The 17,365-nt window shown below is 64.2% G+C and carries 16 protein-coding genes; 4 read left to right on the forward strand and 12 right to left on the reverse strand.

Annotated features, from left to right (window positions below):
- Window positions 1-2 precede the first annotated feature (2 nt).
- The 3 genes from tcuA (at window position 3) to A3AI_RS0122485 (ending at window position 4,470) form a co-directional block, all read left to right on the forward strand.
- Window positions 3-1,400, forward strand: coding sequence for an FAD-dependent tricarballylate dehydrogenase TcuA (gene tcuA, locus A3AI_RS0122475; RefSeq protein ID WP_024517735.1), 1,398 nt, complete (start codon window positions 3-5; stop codon window positions 1,398-1,400).
- Window positions 1,401-1,473: 73 nt separating this feature from the next.
- Window positions 1,474-2,589 (forward strand): tricarballylate utilization 4Fe-4S protein TcuB, encoded by a 1,116-nt coding sequence (gene tcuB / locus A3AI_RS0122480; protein ID WP_024517736.1) that lies wholly within the window; start codon window positions 1,474-1,476, stop codon window positions 2,587-2,589.
- Between the two features lie 384 nt (window positions 2,590-2,973).
- A complete protein-coding gene (locus A3AI_RS0122485; protein WP_036049149.1) occupies window positions 2,974-4,470 on the forward strand; it encodes an AMP nucleosidase in 1,497 nt (498 codons plus the stop codon).
- Here A3AI_RS0122485 and A3AI_RS0122490 read toward each other — a convergent pair.
- The 4 genes from A3AI_RS0122490 to A3AI_RS0122505 form a co-directional block, all read right to left on the reverse strand.
- A complete protein-coding gene (locus A3AI_RS0122490) occupies window positions 4,464-5,360 on the reverse strand; it encodes a bifunctional helix-turn-helix transcriptional regulator/GNAT family N-acetyltransferase (RefSeq protein ID WP_024517738.1) in 897 nt (298 codons plus the stop codon). The genes A3AI_RS0122485 and A3AI_RS0122490 overlap by 7 nt on opposite strands.
- 229 nt (window positions 5,361-5,589) lie before the next feature.
- Window positions 5,590-6,003 carry a Rieske (2Fe-2S) protein gene (locus A3AI_RS0122495; protein WP_024517739.1) on the reverse strand — a complete coding sequence of 138 codons (414 nt, stop codon included), beginning with the start codon at window positions 6,001-6,003 and terminating at the stop codon, window positions 5,590-5,592.
- Complete coding sequence (locus tag A3AI_RS0122500; protein WP_024517740.1) at window positions 6,003-7,112, reverse strand: amidohydrolase family protein; 1,110 nt, start codon at window positions 7,110-7,112, stop codon at window positions 6,003-6,005. Before A3AI_RS0122500 ends, A3AI_RS0122495 begins: the two co-directional genes overlap by 1 nt.
- Window positions 7,109-8,194, reverse strand: coding sequence for an amidohydrolase family protein (locus tag A3AI_RS0122505; protein WP_024517741.1), 1,086 nt, complete (start codon window positions 8,192-8,194; stop codon window positions 7,109-7,111). Before A3AI_RS0122505 ends, A3AI_RS0122500 begins: the two co-directional genes overlap by 4 nt.
- A gap of 237 nt (window positions 8,195-8,431) precedes the next feature.
- On the opposite strand from A3AI_RS0122505, the gene A3AI_RS0122510 reads away from it, so the two are divergent.
- Window positions 8,432-8,914 (forward strand): CinA family protein, encoded by a 483-nt coding sequence (locus A3AI_RS0122510; RefSeq protein WP_024517742.1) that lies wholly within the window; start codon window positions 8,432-8,434, stop codon window positions 8,912-8,914.
- Between the two features lie 228 nt (window positions 8,915-9,142).
- Here A3AI_RS0122510 and A3AI_RS0122515 read toward each other — a convergent pair whose 3' ends face one another.
- The 8 genes from A3AI_RS0122515 to A3AI_RS0122550 form a co-directional block, all read right to left on the reverse strand.
- Window positions 9,143-10,480, reverse strand: coding sequence for an HlyD family type I secretion periplasmic adaptor subunit (locus A3AI_RS0122515; RefSeq protein WP_024517743.1), 1,338 nt, complete (start codon window positions 10,478-10,480; stop codon window positions 9,143-9,145).
- On the reverse strand, window positions 10,477-12,222 hold the full coding sequence (locus A3AI_RS0122520) for a type I secretion system permease/ATPase (protein ID WP_198030173.1): 1,746 nt from the start codon (window positions 12,220-12,222) through the stop codon (window positions 10,477-10,479). The genes A3AI_RS0122515 and A3AI_RS0122520 overlap by 4 nt, the downstream gene beginning before the upstream one ends.
- 208 nt (window positions 12,223-12,430) lie before the next feature.
- The gene (locus A3AI_RS0122525; protein WP_024517745.1) at window positions 12,431-12,700 is read right to left on the reverse strand and encodes a GlsB/YeaQ/YmgE family stress response membrane protein; all 270 of its coding nucleotides are present in this window, start codon (window positions 12,698-12,700) and stop codon (window positions 12,431-12,433) included.
- 107 nt (window positions 12,701-12,807) lie between these two features.
- The gene (locus A3AI_RS0122530) at window positions 12,808-13,791 is read right to left on the reverse strand and encodes an ABC transporter ATP-binding protein (protein WP_024517746.1); all 984 of its coding nucleotides are present in this window, start codon (window positions 13,789-13,791) and stop codon (window positions 12,808-12,810) included.
- Complete coding sequence (locus A3AI_RS0122535; RefSeq protein WP_024517747.1) at window positions 13,791-15,200, reverse strand: Asp-tRNA(Asn)/Glu-tRNA(Gln) amidotransferase GatCAB subunit A; 1,410 nt, start codon at window positions 15,198-15,200, stop codon at window positions 13,791-13,793. Before A3AI_RS0122535 ends, A3AI_RS0122530 begins: the two co-directional genes overlap by 1 nt.
- On the reverse strand, window positions 15,197-15,394 hold the full coding sequence (locus tag A3AI_RS0122540) for a hypothetical protein (RefSeq protein WP_024517748.1): 198 nt from the start codon (window positions 15,392-15,394) through the stop codon (window positions 15,197-15,199). Before A3AI_RS0122540 ends, A3AI_RS0122535 begins: the two co-directional genes overlap by 4 nt.
- Window positions 15,391-16,458: an ABC transporter ATP-binding protein gene (locus A3AI_RS0122545; protein ID WP_024517749.1), complete on the reverse strand. Its 1,068-nt coding sequence runs from the start codon at window positions 16,456-16,458 to the stop codon at window positions 15,391-15,393. Before A3AI_RS0122545 ends, A3AI_RS0122540 begins: the two co-directional genes overlap by 4 nt.
- 4 nt (window positions 16,459-16,462) lie before the next feature.
- Window positions 16,463-17,365 (reverse strand): ABC transporter permease, encoded by a 903-nt coding sequence (locus A3AI_RS0122550; protein WP_024517750.1) that lies wholly within the window; start codon window positions 17,363-17,365, stop codon window positions 16,463-16,465.

A 17,365-nucleotide genomic window follows, 5' to 3' on the forward strand; every position in this document is an offset into this window, starting at 1 on the left:
GCATGGTTGATCTCAATCGCAAGTTCGACGTGCTGGTGATCGGCGGCGGCAACGCCGCGCTTTGCGCCGCGATCAGCGCGCGACGGCAGGGCGCCTCCGTGCTGGTGCTGGAGGGTGCACCGAAATTCTACCGCGGCGGCAACACCCGCCATACCCGCAACATGCGCTGCGCCCATGATGCGGCGACCGGGATTTTGACCGGTCCCTACACCGAGCAGGAGTTCTGGGAGGACCTGCAGCGCGTCACCGGCGGCGAGACCGACGAGGAGCTCGCGCGCTTCATGATCGCCGAGTCCAAGGACATCCTCAACTGGATCGTCGAGCAGGGCGTGCGCTGGCAACCCTCGCTCGGCGGCACGCTCAGTCTCGGGCGCACCAACTCCTTCTTCCTCGGCGGTGGCCGCGCGATGCTGAACGCGCTCTACCGCACGGCCGAGGCGCTCGGCGTCGAGATCATGTACGATGCCGAGGTGATCGATCTCGAGATCGACAACGGCATGTTCCTGTCGGCCACACTCAAACAGCGCGACGGCCGCATCAGCGTTCGCGCCGCTGCCCTGGTCGCCGCCGCCGGTGGCTTCGAGGCCAACATCGAATGGCTGAAGCAATATTGGGGGGAGGCCGCCGATAATTTCCTGATCCGCGGCACGCCCTATAACCGCGGCTCGATCCTGAAGATGTTGCTCGGCAAGGGCGTCAAGGAGGTCGGCGATCCCACCCAATGCCACGCCGTCGCGATCGACGCCCGCGCGCCGCGCTTCGACGGCGGCATCATCACGCGTCTCGACTGCGTGGTATTCGGCATCGTGGTCAACCGCAGCGCGATGCGCTTCTACGACGAGGGCGAGGACATCTGGCCCAAGCGCTATGCGATCTGGGGACGCCTCGTCGCCGGCCAGCCCGGGCAGATCGCCTACATCATTTTCGATTCCACCGTGCTGACGAGCTTCATGCCGTCGCTGTTTCCTCCGATCAAGGCGAACACGATCGCGGAGCTCGCGGGCCTGCTCGAGCTCGATCCGGCCGCACTGGAGAGGACGGTTGCCGGCTTCAACGCCGCGGTGCGGCCCGGCACCTTCGACCACACCGTTCTCGACGATTGCCGCACCGAGGGCATCACCCCGCCCAAGACGCATTGGGCCCGCAAGCTCGAGACGCCACCCTATTATGCCTATCCGGTGCGGCCAGGCATCACCTTCACCTATCTCGGCACCCGCGTGAACAGGGAGGCGCGGATGCTGATGAAGGACGGCAAGCCGTCGGCCAACATGTTCGCCGCCGGCGAGATCATGGCGGGCAACGTGCTGGGACGCGGCTACGCCGCCGGCATCGGCATGACCATCGGTAGCGTGTTCGGGCGCGTCGCGGGGCGGGAGGCGGCAAAGCATGCGCGGAATTAGCAACCGGCGCGGATCACCTCGCCTCGCCTGCGGGGAGAGGGAGATAGACGCACGCGGACAGGAAGCGGCATAGATGCACGGAACCAAGATCCTCGACGAAGCCGACCGGCTGATGACGGTCTGCAATTCCTGCCGCTATTGCGAGGGGCTGTGCGCGGTGTTTCCCGCCATGGAGATGCGCCGCGCCTTTTCGGACGGCGATCTGAACTATCTCGCCAACCTCTGCCACGCCTGCGGCGCCTGCTATGTCGACTGCCAGTTCTCGCCGCCGCACGAGTTCAACGTCAATGTGCCAAAGACGCTCGCGATCGCGCGCGCCGACTCCTACGCCGCCTATGCCTGGCCACGCGCTTTTGCCGGGCTGTTTGCGCGCAACGGGCTTGCGATCAGCCTGATTGCCGCGATCAGCGTGGCGGCTTTCATCTTCGGCTTCGCCGCGGTGAACGACCACGCGGTGCTCTACGGTATCCATACCGGCCCCGGCGCGTTCTACGCGCTGATGCCGCATAATGCGATGGCGCTGTTGTTCGGCGCCGCCTTTCTCTACGTGATCCTTGCGCTCGCGATGAGCCTGCGCGCGTTCTGGCGCGACATCGGCGAGCCCGTCGGCATGAAGGCCGATGCGCCCTCGCTGTGGCAGGCCATTCGTGACGCCGGCGAGTTGCGCTATCTCGATGGCGGCGGAGTCGGCTGCTTCAACGATGACGACCAACCGACCGACCGGCGCAGACTCTATCATCACTTCACGCTCTACGGCTTCCTGCTCTGCTTCGCGGCGACCTGCGTCGGCACGCTCTATCACTATCTGCTCGGCCGCGAGGCGCCCTATGCCTGGTGGGATCTGCCGGTCGTGCTCGGCACACTCGGCGGCATCGGCCTGTTCGTTGGCCCTATTGGCTTACTCGCTGCAAAGCGGCAGCGCGATGCCGTGCTGGTTGATGAAACGCGCACGGGCATGGACACCGCCTTCACCGTGATGCTGCTGCTCACCGGCGTGACCGGGCTGGCAGTGCTGTTGTGGCGCGACACCAACGCCATGGGCCCGCTGCTGGCATTGCATCTCGGTTTCGTCTTCGCGCTATTCATCACGCTACCCTACGGCAAGTTCGTTCACGGTCTCTACCGGTTCGCAGCGCTCGTGCGCTATGCGCGCGAGCGGAGGATGATGGCCGGCGGGGTAGCCGAGTAGCCGCTGTCTCCGATCTCCCTCGCACCGCTTGCCGGGCAATGCGGATTCAATTGTCCAACAACCCGCTCCGTCATTGCGAGGAGTGAAGCGACGAAGCAATCCAGAGCCATGCATGCGGCTCTGGATTGCTTCGCGATTCAATGACGAGGGAGGACTACACGCATTCGCGTTCTCGCGGCGCCGTTCGCCCGAGCTCTGCATCGTCCGTCACCCTCTCAGAAAGCAGAGGGCGTAGGCATGGCCGGGGGCCGCTACACCGCGGGCGCCAGCGAAACCCACCACGCCCGCCGGAACAGCAATCGGTTTTGCTTCGCTCTCACCAGTCTGCGGGGCTATACTTGGAATCGTTGAACCGTCTCCCGAGAAAAAGCCCGTATCCCGCAAATGTCGTCCGCACATCCCATCGAAACGCCACCAGCCATTGCAACCGAGGCCTTCACGGATGCGGCCGCGGCCGTCGCCCGGCTCGACGAGATCTACCAGCGCAACACCCAGTTCCTGCGCGATCGCTTTGAGGCCTATATCAATGGCGAGCCTCTCGCCGCGCGGGTGCGCGCGACTTACCCGTTCGTGCGCATCACCACCGCCACGCATGCGCGACTGGATTCACGTCTCTCTTACGGGTTTGTCGCGGGTCCCGGCGTGCACGAAACCAGCGTGACGCGGCCGGACCTGTTCCAGGCCTACCTCACCGAGCAGATCGGACTGTTGATCAAGAACCACGGCGTCTCGGTCGAGATCGGCGAGTCCAACGAGCCGATCCCGATTCATTTCGCCTATCGGCGCGACATCAACATTGAGGCGGCACTGACCAACAACGATCGTTCGACCGTCGTGCGGGCGCTGCGCGACGTGTTCGACATGCCCAATCTTGCGGGCATGGACGACGCCATCGCCGACGGCATGCTCGAGCTTCCGCCGGGCGCTCCCGAGCCGCTGGCCCTGTTTCGCGCCGCGCGCGTCGATTACTCGCTGCGGCGGCTTTATCACTACACCGGCACCGATCCGGAGCATTTCCAGAATTTCGTGATCTTCACGAATTACCAGTTCTATGTCGATGCCTTCGCGCAGCTGTGCCAGCAGCGCCTCGCCTCTGGCCGGATCGGCCCCGATGCCTTCGTTGCGCCCGGCAATATGGTCACACACAGCGCTCGTCTCGGTGGCGGCACGACCGGGGTCGCGCCGGCGCGAACACCGCAAATGCCGGCCTTTCATCTCGTCGAGCCCGGCTACCGCGGCATTACCTTGATCAACATCGGAATCGGCCCCTCCAACGCCCGCAATATCACGGACCATGTCGCGGTACTGCGGCCGCATGCCTGGCTGATGCTCGGCCATTGCGCGGGCTTACGGAACACGCAGCGGCTCGGCGACTATGTGCTGGCGCACGGCTATGTCCGTGAAGACCATGTGCTTGATCACGAGCTGCCGCTATGGGTGCCGATCCCCGCGCTGGCCGAGATGCAGGTCGCGCTCGAGGAGGCGGTCGGCGAGGTTACGGGATTGTCGGGCTTCGAACTCAAGCGGCTGATGCGCACCGGAACGGTGGCGAGCGTCGATAACCGCAATTGGGAGATCAGCGGTCCGGAGGTTATCAGGCGCATGTCGCAGTCGCGCGCCGTCGCGCTCGACATGGAGTCGGCGGCGATCGCGGCCAACGGCTATCGTTTCCGCGTCCCCTACGGCACCTTGCTCTGCGTCTCCGACAAGCCGCTTCACGGCGAGATCAAGCTCGCAGGGATGGCGAGCGAGTTCTACCGTCAGCGCGTCGAGCAACATCTGGAGATCGGCCTGAAGGCGCTGGAGCGACTGAAGCACCAGGAGTCCGAACGTCTGCATTCGCGCAAGCTGAGGAGCTTTGCGGAAGTGGCGTTTCAGTAGGACGGCCTGCTATCGGGCAACACGCTCTTCTCGAAGAATAGATCCGGATATGGATCATCGTTGAAGCGCTCGATTTCGGTCCAGCCGGTGCTGCGGTAAAGCTGACGAGCTTCGGGCAGCGCGCTGTTGGTATCCAGGCGAAGGATTTTGACCGACAGGTTCCGCGCGGCGTTCTCTGCGGAGTCCATGAGGCGTCGCCCGACTCCGAGTCCGCGTGCCGAGGGCGCGACCCATAGTCGCTTGATTTCGGCAAGCTCGCCTCCTGAGCCCTTCAATCCGACGCAACCCAGCGGCAGGCCATCGGACATCGCGACAAAGAATGCACCGCGCGGCGCCATCATATCGGTGGCGTCTGGATCGCGCGAAAGCGAAACCTCGAAGCCGCCTTTGAAGCGACGCGAGAGTTCGCCGTAATATTCGCCAAGGCAGTAGCGCGCCTCTTCGCCCTTCGGGTCCATTTCCTCGATGCGGATCCGGCTGCGTCCGAATGCGGAGGCAACCATGTCCATTGCAGCCAGCAGCGCTTCGGGCTTGTGGTGGCGGGCAAGGATGAGTTCGGCCTGTGAATTGGAGATCGCTTCATAAGCGCTGAATTCCTGCCGACCGCTCCTCGTGAGCTTCGCGATACGGCGCCGCGCATCATCCGGATGCGGCAAAGTGTGGATGAGACCTTCGTCCTCCAGGCCGCGGAGCAGACGGCTCATGAGCCCCGAGTCGAGGCCGAGATAGTCGCGCAGCTCTGCGACATCGCCGCGCCCGAGGCCGATCGCGTTGAGCACGCGTGCCGCGCCCAGCGGCCGGCCACGCCCGAGAAACGAGGTGTCGAGTGCACCGACTTCCGATGTGACGGCGCGGTTGAAGCGGCGGACGCGGGAGATGGGGTCCAGCATATTATCTGACTTTAGTCAGATAATATGCTTTGTCAATCCAGGAGGCCGTTACGTTTATGTCCGAAAGAACGGCGGGCTACGCAACGCCAACTCGCCCAACACTCGCCCTCATGGCCTGGCCTTGTCCCGGCCATCCACGTCTTGGCAGCGGTAGAGAAGGCCTGGATGCCCGGGTCAAGCCAGGTCAAGCCCGGGCATGACGAGTTGAGTATGCGGCTCGGTTGGAGTCCTACAACTCCACCACCACATAGTCGCTCTCGACCGCGACCTTGATGGTCTCCGCGACATATGGCCCTTTCACCACCGTCGCGCCCGCCTCGACATGCGCCGGATAGGCCTTCACCCGGAAGCGGCGTGGGTCGCAGTAGGACTGGCCGGTGCGGACGTCGAACTCCCAGCCGTGCCAGGGACAGCGGATGATCTCGCCAAGTTTTGTATATTCGATCTCGCCGGGATCTTTGGATCGCGCGAGCCCGATCAGCGGTCCTTCGCACAGAGCCGCGCCCTGGTGCGGGCAGCGGTTCAGGAGGCCAAAGAACTCGCCCTTGATGTTGAACACGGCGATGGGGCGGCCGTCGATGGTGAGAAATTTGCGCGTGCCCGGCGGCAGTTCGTCGACCGGAGCGATCACATGACGGGCCATCAGTCTACGCCATACACCTTCCGCGCATTGCCAAGATAGAACGCCGCGCGATTGTCGTCAGACACACCGGGCGGCAGCACGCGTGACGGCTCATCAAAATCCCAGTGCGGATAGTCGGTGGCGAACAGGAGCTTGTCCCAGCCGATCCAGTCGATCACGTCGAACAGGTCCTGCCGGCGCTCCGGGTCTTCCATCGGTTGCGTGGTCCAGTAGATGTGATCGCGGATATACTCGGACGGCGGGCGCTTCACATGCGGCACCTCGCTGCGCAGCCGCTGCCAGACCTTGTCCAGCCGCCAGGCGAGCGACGGCGTCCAGCCAAATCCGGCTTCGATCATGATCATGTTCAGCTTGGGATGACGCTCGAACACGCCTTCCAGCACGAGGCTTGCCAGCGCCGTCTGCTGGCATTGCGAATGGCCGACCATTTCCTCTATGTAGTAGCTCGGCCAGCCCGATGCGGTGATCGGATTGCCGCCGAAGCCGAAGGCATGCACGCCGACAGGAAGGCCGACTTCCTCGGCGGCCTCATAGATCGGCCAATAGCGGCGTTGGCCGAGCGGTTCGACATTGCGGCTCAACAGCAGCACCTGGACGAAATTCCTATCGCCCGCGCGCTTGCGGATTTCAGCGGCAGCGGCCGGGCCGTCTTCATTGGCGACGACGATCGACGCTTTCAGCCGCGAATCCTTGGACGTCCATTTTTCGATCTGCCAGTCGTTGATCGCCGAGCAGATGGCGGCGGCGAGATCCTGGTTGCGGATGCCCTGTCCGGTCTGCAGCGGGTTGAGCACGCCAAGCACGACATTGTTGGGGTCAAGATGCTGCTTCTGCATGAAGGAGAGCGAAGAGCCCTGCGGGCCGCCCTCCGGCGGATAGGCATCGCGGCGCGAGGCATTGGGCTGCGCCTTGGGATAGGGCGGGCCTTCCATCATGCCCTGATAGGCGTGCTTGTCGTAAGTCTCCAGATGCTCCTGCCAGCGCCTGGCGAGGAAGGGATATAGCTCCGTCTTGGTCGCGCGCGCCGGATGGATGTCGCAATCGGCGATCGCCGTCTTTGCCGCCGAGGTTGCCGACTGCTCGGGAAGGTCGCGGAACTGCATGTTCATGGCGTTATCTCCCTGGCCGCCTCTTGTCGCAGCCGGCCGTAGGTCGCAAACGGATTGTCGATCATGATCTTGCGCACGAGATCGGACGACAACCCTTTCGGCAGTGCGTCGTCGCCGTCGAACTGCCAATGCGGATAGTCGGTGGAGAATAGGAGCAATTCGTCCGACTGCATATGGTCAAACAGCCGATGCAGCACTGCGGGATCCTCGGGCGCATCAACCGGCTGCAGCGAGAAGCGGATGTTGCTTCGCACAATCTCCAGCGGGGCACGGTCGACCCATGGCGTCTCCATGCGAATGCCGCGCCAGAACTTGTGCAAGCGCCACAGGAACGGCGGCAGCCAGGTGAAGCCACTTTCCAGCATCACCATTTTCAGATTCGGATGGCGCGCGAAGACGCCCTCGACAATCAGGCTCGTTAATTGGGTCTGGAAGGCCTGCGCCTGCGCGACATAATCCTCGATGTGATAGGAACCCCAGCCGATCGACGATGGCGGGTTGTGATAGTTCGAGCCGGCGTGAATGCCGATCGGCAATCCCAGCAGCTCCGCCGCGGCATAGATCGGCCAGTAGTGGCGCTTGCCAAGCGGCAGGTCGCCCATCACAAGCATCAGCACCTGGACAAAGCGCTTGTCCTGGGCGCAGCGCTCGATCTCGGCCACGGATTTCTCGACGTTCTGCACGGGGATCACGATCGAGCCGCGCAGTCGCGTATCCTTGTCCAGCCACTCCCTCACCAGCCAGTCGTTGAGCGCACGGCAGAAGGCGACCGCCATGTCCTCGGAGAACACCATCTGCACGCCATAGAGCGGATTGCAGATGCCAAAGGCTGCCTGAAACGGGTCGAGCGCCTGTGCCTGCAGGTCCTGTAACCGCGATCCCGGCTTGCCCTGCGTCGGCCGCCAATCCGGGCGCGCCGAGATCGGCGAATTCGGCGGATAGGACTGCGACACGAGATCGACCATGCCACGGGTCGTCACCTGGTCGCGCCAATAGTCGTTCAGGTAAGGCAGCAGGCTGGTCAAATGCGGCACCGCCGGATGCAAATCGCAATCGACGCCGCCCGCGACGATAGACGTCATGGCGTTTCCTCGTGCTCGCCTCACGGCGCTTGGCGCCTTGTTGGTGGAGGCCATTGAAGCAGGCCCACGCGGGCCCCGCAACAGGCGCAAATGGCACGCGCCCATGCTAAAGCATGATCCGGAAAAGTGTGTAGCGGTTTTCCGAAAAGATCATGCTCAATCAAAGAGCTAAAGCACGATAACGATTCAACCAAACCTCATCGCGCTTTAGGAACGCGCGAAACGGGAGAGAAGCCAATGAAGGAACTTATCGGCATCGCCGGGCAGATCGCGACAAAGCTGGTGGCGCGGAAGCAAACGATTGCGGTCGCCGAATCCTCGACCGGCGGGCTGATCGCCTCCGCGCTGCTCGCGGTGCCCGGCGCGTCCGCTTATTTCAAGGGCGGGGCCGTGGTCTATACCCGCGAAGCACGCCGCATTCTGATGGACATTCCGGACGAGGCGATGAAGGGCATCCGCTCGGCGTCGGAGCCTTATGCAAGATTATTGGCCGAGCAGATGCGGCGGCGTTTTGAAACAGATTGGGGCGTGTCCGAAACCGGCGCCACCGGCCCCACCGGCAACCGCTACGGCGACGCTGCCGGCCACTCCTGCATGGCGGTTGCGGGCGTTGCGACCAAAGTGATCACGCTGGAGACGGCCAGCAACGATCGTGCCGGCAACATGCAGGTGTTTGCAAAGACGGCGCTGGAGTTGTTGTTGAAGGAACTATCGCAATAGCTGTCATTCCGGCGACGGCCGAAACCCAACCACAGGCAGCAGTGAAGCAGCAAACCGCCAACCCCACGCGTCATGGCCGGGCTTGTCCAGGTCAAGCCCGGGCATGACGGAGGAGAGAGATGGGCCGCAGCTATTGTCAGTGGTTATGAGCCTTGGCTTTCGTCCTTTGGACAGGACGACAACGCGATTCCGACGGCCGTCGAGGATTTATCACGCGCGATCTAACACTCATTTCTCCCGAAACGCGCGCATCAGCTGGTCGTGCAGGGGCTTCATCAGATAGGACAGCACGGTGCGGTCGCCGGTCTGCACGAAGGCTTCGACCGGCATGCCCGGGATCAGCTTGACGTCGCCGAGGCGGGCGATCTCTTCCGGCGGCATCGAGACGCGGATGGTGTAGTAGCTCTGGCCGGTGCGCTGGTCGGTAGCGACGTCGGGCGAGACGCGGCTTACCACGCCGTTGAGCTCCGGCGTGGTGCGCTGGTTGAAGGCGGACATGCGCAGAAGCGTCTTCTGGCCGACCTGCAGCTTGTCGATGTCCTGCGGATTGACCCTGGCCTCGACCTGCAGATCGTCGCTCTGCGGCACGATCAGCATGATGGCGTCGCCTGCATTGATGACGCCGCCAACCGTGTGCACGGTCGACTGCTCCACGACGCCGTCTTGGGGACTGCGGATATCGACACGGCGGAGCTGGTCCTCCGCGGTGACCTTGCGCTCGATCAATTCCCCGATCTTGTCATTGGTCTCGCGCAAATCCTTGGAAACCTCGCTGACCATGTCCTTGTCGATCTGGATGATCTGCAACTCGGTCTCGGTGATCTTGCCCTTCGCCTGCGCCTTGGAGGCGATGTATTGCGCGCGCTCGCCGTTCAGCCGCGCGGCGTCGCGCTCCAGCGTCGTCAGGCGCGAGATCTGCACCAAATGCTTGTCGTAGAGATCGCGCACCCCCGACAGTTCCTGCTGTACCAGCGCGATTTCCTGGTTCTTGGCGTTCTCTTGCGCGGTGAGGCCCTCGATCTCCTCGTTGAGCTGGCGGATGCGCTCGTGCAATTGCGACTTCTGCCCGGCCCGCCCGGTGACACGGACGTCGAACAATTTGCTCTCGCTCGCCATTACGTTGGCGACGTCAGGGTCGCTGGCACGGTTCGTCAGCTGCGGCGGAAACTTGATCTCGAACATGCCGCGCTGCTCGGCCTCCAGCCGCGCCGCGCGCGCCATGGCGCCATCGAGATTCTTGGTGACGATCGCGAGGTTAGCCTTGGTCACGGTGTCGTCGAGCCGCACCACGATCTGGCCGGACTTGACCATGTCACCGTCGCGCGCCAGCAATTCGCCGACGACGCCGCCGGTCGGATGCTGCACTTTCTTGACATTGGATTCGACCACGACCTGGCCCGGCGCGATCAATGCGCCGGAAATCGCCATGGTCGATGCCCAGCCGCCAAAGCCGCCGGCGACGATGGCGACCACCGCAAGGCCGGCGATCACATGGGCCCGGATCGAGCGCCGCGTGCTCTTCAAGCCATTGCCGGTGACCGGCGCCTGCACGACCGCGACACTCATGGCTTTCCAGCTCCCGCATCGGACACGATCTTGATCGGCGTCGGGCTTGCGACGCGTGGCTGCAGCACCTGCGCAAGGACCGTCTCTTTCGGCCCGAACGCCTGCACGCGACCGTCCTTGAGCACCAGTATCTGGTCGACCCCTTCGATGCCGACGGGGCGATGCGCCACTACAACCACGATGGCGCCGCGCTCCCGCGCGGCGCGCACCGCCCGTGTCAGCGCCTCGTCGCCCTCGGAATCGAGATTCGAATTCGGCTCGTCGAGTACGATCAGGAAGGGATCGCCATAGAGCGCGCGCGCCAGCGCCACGCGCTGCGCCTGCCCTGCCGACAGCGCCGTACCCTGCTCGCCAACCTGCGTATTGTAGCCGTCGCGCATCTTTACGATCATATCATGCACGCCGGCTTCCTTGGCGGCGGCGATGATCTTGTCCGAGGGTGCATCGGGATCGAAGCGGCAGATATTCTGCGCCACCGTGCCCGCGAACAGCTCGACGTCCTGCGGCAGATAGCCGACATAGCGACCGAGCACTTCCGACGACCATTGATCCAACGCCGCGCCGTCGAGCCGCACCTTGCCACGGAACGGCTGCCAGACGCCGACGAGCGCACGCACCAGCGACGACTTGCCCGAACCGCTCGGCCCGATCACCCCTAACCCCTGGCCGGCGGTCAGCGCAAAGGTCACATCGCCCACGATCATCTTCTGGTCGCCGGGAGCGGCGATGCTGATGGCTTCCACCGAGAGGTTTACGGCGGGACTCTGCAGCAGCGTCGGCGGCGGCAGTTGCGGCATCTGCTCCAGCAGCTTGTTGAGGCGGTGCCAGCTTTGCCGTGCCGCGACAAAGCTCTTCCAATGCGCAATCGCAAGATCGACCGGCGCAAGCGCGCGTGCGCTCAGGATCGAGCCCGCGATGATAATGCCGGCGGTGGCTTCCTGATGAATCACGAGATAGGCCCCGACCGCGAGCACCGCGGACTGCAGCGTCATACGCAGCACCTTGGCCATGGCGCCAAGGCCGCCGATGACGTCGCTGGCACGCTGGTGGCCGGCGAGATATTTCTCATTGGCCTCGCTCCAGCGCGCACCCAGCCGGCCGGCCATGCCCATGGCGACCAGCACCTCGGCATTGCGGCGGCTCGCAGCCGCAAGATCGTTGCGGCGCGAGGCCAGCGTCATTGCCTCCCTGGCGGGCCTTCGCGACAGATATTCAGTGATCAGCGTCAGCGTCACCAGGATGATGGCGCCGACCAGCGCGGTGATGCCGATCATGACATGAAAGGTGAAGCAGATCGCAAGATAGAGCGGCAGCCAGGGCAGGTCGAAGAAGGCGCTCGGGCCTGCCCCGCCGAGAAAGGAGCGGACATTGTCGAGATCGCGCAGAGGTTGCAGGCCCTCGTTGCGGTTTCCGATCAGAAGCGGCAGCTTCACCACCGTCTCGAACACCCGCGCATTGAGCGCCTCGTCCAGCGCGGTCCCGATCCGGCCCAGGATGCGGTTGCGAATGAGATCGAGCACGCCTTGCGCGATGTAGAGCCCGCCGGCGAGGATGATGAGGCCGATCAGCGTCGGCACCGACCGGCTCGGCAGCACGCGGTCATAGACCTCGAGCATGAAAATCGAGCCGGTGAGATAGAGCAGGTTGATGATGCAGCTCATCACGCCGACGCCAAGAAAGGCGCTGCGGCAGGCGCGCAAGGCATCGCCGAGTTCCGAACGCCTTAAAGGGGCGACTGCCATCACACTGATCTCAAATTGAGTGGGCCCGATTAATCGGGAGATTCAAACACTTACAATAGGGGAATATTACCGTTTCTGATGACTTGCGTCCAATGAAGTCGGATTAACCTAAATGGCCCGAGGTGAAACCGGTCTGAACGCAACGCTCCCGGACGGCCCCCTGGCTCATATTAGGCCTGCCCGCTTTGGGCGCCGGCCTGAAAGGCCCTCAAAATCTCCCGCCGCCCCGCACCAGCCGCACGATCAGGAGCAGGATGATGGCGCCGATCGCGGAATAAATGATCTTCGACACCAGGCCGACGCCAAGGTGAATGCCGATCCTCGGAAACAGCCAGCTCGCGATGAACGCGCCGATTATGCCGATCACGATGTCGCCGATGATGCCGAAACCGGCGCCGCGGACGATCTTGCCGGCCAGCCAGCCGGCCACCAGGCCGACGAAAAGGATGACAAGAAGGCTTTCGCCAGACAGATACATTGGATCCCCCCGAATGCGCGTGCTCACGCGTCGGGGGCGAGCCTACTCATAAGGAGCCGACGTGACGACCCAAAACGAGCGCTGTGCCCGGTTTTGGTCGGGACCTGTTACGGGGCAACCACAGTCCTGGCGGCTTGCGGCAGGATACAACGCGCAAAACGGCCGGCGCCAAGCTCAACGTTCGGTGGCAGAGCCTCGGTGCAGCGGCGTTCCGCAAAGCTGCAACGCGGCGCAAAAGAACAATGATGCGGCGGCTGTTGAAGCGAGGGCGGTGTGCCGGGAATCGTCTCCAGCCGCTCGCCGCGCCTGGCGCCGTGGACGGTGGAGGCGAGCAGGCCGCGCGCGTAGGGGTGAACGGGGTTGCGCACGATGTCGCGTAGGCTCCCCTGCTCCACGATCTGGCCGGCATACATCACTGCGACGCGGTCGCAGATTTCGATGGCCACCCCGATATCATGGGTGACGAAAATGACGGACATGCCGAACTCGCGCTGCAGTTCGCGCAACAACAGCAGGATCTGGATCTGGACGGTGGCATCGAGTGCCGTGGTCGGCTCGTCCGCAAGCAGGATTTTCGGCTTGCAGGCGAGTGCAAGCGCGATCATTGCGCGCTGGCGCATGCCGCCGGACATTTCGTGCGGATAGGCATCCAGCCTGCGCCTGGCCGAGGGGATGCGCACCACCTCGAGCATTTCGAGCGCGCGCGCTCTTCCTTCGGCAAAGCTCCTGCCTTCATGACGCATCACGGTCTCGGCGATCTGGCGGCCGATGGTGTAGACCGGATCGAGCGCCAGCGCCGGCTCCTGGAAGATCATCGAGACGGTCTGGCCGCGGAAGGCCGACAGCTCGTCGTCGGACAGTGCCAGCACGTCGCGGCCTGCGACCTTGACCTGGCCCGTGATCTCAGTGCGCTTTCTCGGCAACAGCCGCATCAGCGCGCGCAGGGTCACGCTTTTGCCCGAGCCGGATTCGCCCAGCAACCCCAGCACCTCGCTGTGCCCAAGCGAGAGCGAGAGATCGTTCACGGCATAGACCGTGCGCTCGCCGGTGAAGCGGATGTTGAGGCCATTGATCTCGACGAGGCTTGGCATCAGAGCGACGGCACCTTCTGGTGGAAGTCGGTGGCACGCTGGAACGCCGCGCCGATGGTCAGGATGGTCGCTTCGTCGAAGGAGCGGCCGATCAGCTGCATGCCGACGGGAAGGCCGGCCTTGGTGAAGCCGCAGGGGATCGCAAGCGACGGCAGGCCGAGATAGTTGATCGGCCGCGTGAATCGCGTTAGCCGCTGGATCACGGCTTCCGCGCCCGGGGTGTTGCCGACATCGCTTTCGGCGATGGTCGGCGCCGGCATCGGCGCGACAGGCGCGATCACCGCATCGACCTTGCTGGTCGCAGCGACATGCGCGGCGAGCGCCGGGCCGCGCCAGCGCATGGCCTCGAGATAAGTCACGCCGGGAACCGCAAGCCCGTTCTGCAGGCGCATCAGGACCTGCGGGCCGTAATCCTGCGGACGCTCGATCAGCCAGCGCTTGTGATAGGCGGCCGCTTCCACGGCGAGCAGGAGCTGGCAGGCCGCGGAGAGCTGGCGCTGGTCGGGCAGCTCGACCTGGACGATCTCGGCCCCTTCCTGCTTCAGGGTCGCGATGGTCTCGTCGAGAATGTGTGCAACGTCTTTGTCGAGATCGTCGACATAGAAACTCGTGGGCACGCCGATCTTGAGGCCTTTGAGAGACGCTTTGGTCGCGGCCATGTAGTCGGCAACCGGCGCATGGCTTGCGGTCGGATCCTCAGGATCCGGGCCGGCCATCAGGCCAAGCAGCAGTGCGCAGTCTTCCGCGGTCTGCGCCAGCGGCCCGACGGTGTCGAGCGACTGCGACAGCGGCATCGCACCGGCGCGGCTGACACGGCCATAGGTCACCTTCAGACCGGTGACGCCGCAGAAATGTGCAGGCATGCGGATCGAGCCGCCGGTGTCGGAGCCGAGCGCCGCAAAGGTCAGCCGCGCCGCGACTGCCGCGCCTGAACCGGAGGAGGAGCCGCCGGTGATGTGATCGAGCGCGAACGGATTATGCACGGGGCCATAATGGGCGTTGTGGCCGGTCGGGCCATAGGCGAACTCCGCCATCTGCAGCGAGCCGAGCCGGATGGTGCCGGCATCCTTCAGCCGCTGCAGCGCCGTCGAGGTCGAAGTCGCGACAAAATCGCGCCGGATCGCCGAACCGCAGGTCACGACCTTGCCTGCGTCGTAGTACATGTCCTTGTGCGCCAGCGGCACGCCATGCAGCGGGCCGCGGCTCGCACCTTTCGCGAGCGCAGCGTCCGCTTCGTCAGCGGCCTTCAGCGCGGCCTCCGCTTCGATTTCCATGAAAGCGTTGAGGCGCGGCTGCCACTGCGCGATACGATGCAGGAGCGCGCGTGTCACCTCATGCGAGGACAGGCGTTTGGTCCCAATCGCCGCGGCGACCTCGACCAGCGACATCAAGGCAGGCTCGGTGCTCACTTGCTACCCTCCAGCGTCTGCGCCAGCAGGAAGCTCGCGGGCTCGAGATCGAACGGCAGGGTGCCGGAGATCGCCGCAAAGCCTTCGAACGCCGGTCCGATGGAACCTGCGATGCGCTCGGCGACGTCGGCATCCACGGGAATGCCGGCGGCGTCAGCCACTGCCTTGATCTCTTTTGCGCTGGGCCTTGTCATATAGCCTCTTGCTCCTTTGCTGGCGCGCGGCTGTGCCCGGAACCGGGGATCGCCATGTAGCACGCGGCCTGATGGCCCATTTTACCGAGCGGGAAAAGTTTTGGCGTGGCATTTGCGCAGAGCGGCTCCGCAAATGGGCAACGGGTGTGAAATCGGCAGCCCGACGGCGGATCGATCGGATTGGGCGGATCGCCCGAGATCGGCGGCGTTTGCGTGCGGTTATCGGGATCGGACGACGGCATCGCCGCGAGCAGCGCGCGCGTATAGGGATGCGCCGGACTGTCCCAGACCTCGTCGACAGGGCCGAGCTCGACCACCTCGCCGAGGTACATCACCAGCACGCGGTCGGAGATATAACGCACCACGTTGAGGTCGTGGCTGATGAAGAGATAGGTCAGGCCGAACTCGCCCTTGAGATCGGCGAGCAGGTTGAGCACCTGCGCTTCCACCGATTTATCGAGCGCGGAGACGGCCTCGTCCAAGATCACCAGCCGCGGCGACAGGGCGAGCGCGCGGGCAATGTTGACGCGCTGGCGCTGGCCGCCGGAAATCTCGTGCGGATAGCGGTTGGCGAAATTTTCCGGGCGCAGGCCCACCTTGCCCAAGAGCTCGCGCGCCAGCGCCCGCGCGGCGCCATCTGCCATGCCGTGCACCTTGGGGCCGAACGCGATGGATTCCTCGATGGTCAGGCGCGGATTGAGCGAGGCATAGCTGTCCTGGAACACCATCTGCATGCCGCGGCGCAATTCGCGCAGCGAGAACGCCCGTCCGACTTGCATGCCGTCATAGATGATCTCGCCGGCATCGCGCGACATCAGGTGCATCAGAAGCCGCGCGGTGGTCGACTTGCCGCAGCCGGACTCGCCGACAATTCCGACGGTCTCCCCCTTCATCACCGCAAACGAGACGTTGTCGACGGCGCGCACGGTCTTGCGTGCGGACAGGAAATCGCCGCGCACCGGAAAGTGCTTGGTCAGGCCGTTGACCTGGAGCAGCGGCTGCGCGACGCCGCCGACGTCCTCGATCGGAGCAAGCTTTTCGACTGTAGCCGAGGTCTCGGTCATGGCGTCAATTCCTTATATCCATGGCCGAGCGCATGCCGTCGCTGAACAGGTTGAAGCAGATCGAGACCGCAAAGATCATCACGCCCGGCAGCGCCGCGACCCATGGGTTGACATAGATCGCGGTGCGCAGCGTGTTGAGCATGAGGCCCCACTCCGGCTCCGGCGGCTTGGTCCCGAGGCCGAGGAACGAGAGGCCGGCGGCGAGGATCATCGACACCGAAATCAGGCCGGTGGCGTAGACGAAGATCGGCCCCAGTACGTTGCCCAGGATATGCACGCGCATGATGGTGAGCGGACCGGCGCCAGACGCGCGCGCCGCATCGACGAAATCCATGTTGCGCACGCCGGTGGTGACGCTTTCGGCGACGCGGGTAATCTGCGGCACGAACACGATGGTGAGCGAGACGATAGAATTGAGGATGCCCGCGCCAAGCGCGCCGGAGATCGCGATCGCGAGCAGCACCGAAGGGAAGGCGTAGAACACGTCGACCGTGCGCATGATCGCGGTGTTGATCTTGCCGCCGGAATAGCCGGCAATGAGGCCGAGGCCGGTGCCGATACAGAAGGCGAAGATCACGGGCGAGATGCCGATGATCAACGACAGCCGTCCGCCATAGACCAGCCGCGCCAGCATATCGCGGCCGAGTTCGTCGGTGCCGAGAGGATAGCCCGGCGTCGCGATATGGCGCAGGCGGCGGATCATCGAGCCCTGATAGGGATCGGCGAGATGCAGCCATGGCGCGATCAGGGCCGCGGCAAAGATCAGAAGCAGGATCAGCGCGCAGGCCATCGACACCTTGTCGCGGACGAGGCGCCGGCCGACGGTCGCCCAATAACCGCGCGCCTTGGTGATGGGTGCGGCCTGCAGCGCGTGATCCGTGATCGCGGGGAGAGGAAGCTCGCTCAT

It is taken from the genome of Bradyrhizobium sp. Tv2a-2, assembly GCF_000472425.1.
In the GTDB taxonomy this organism is placed as follows: domain Bacteria; phylum Pseudomonadota; class Alphaproteobacteria; order Rhizobiales; family Xanthobacteraceae; genus Bradyrhizobium.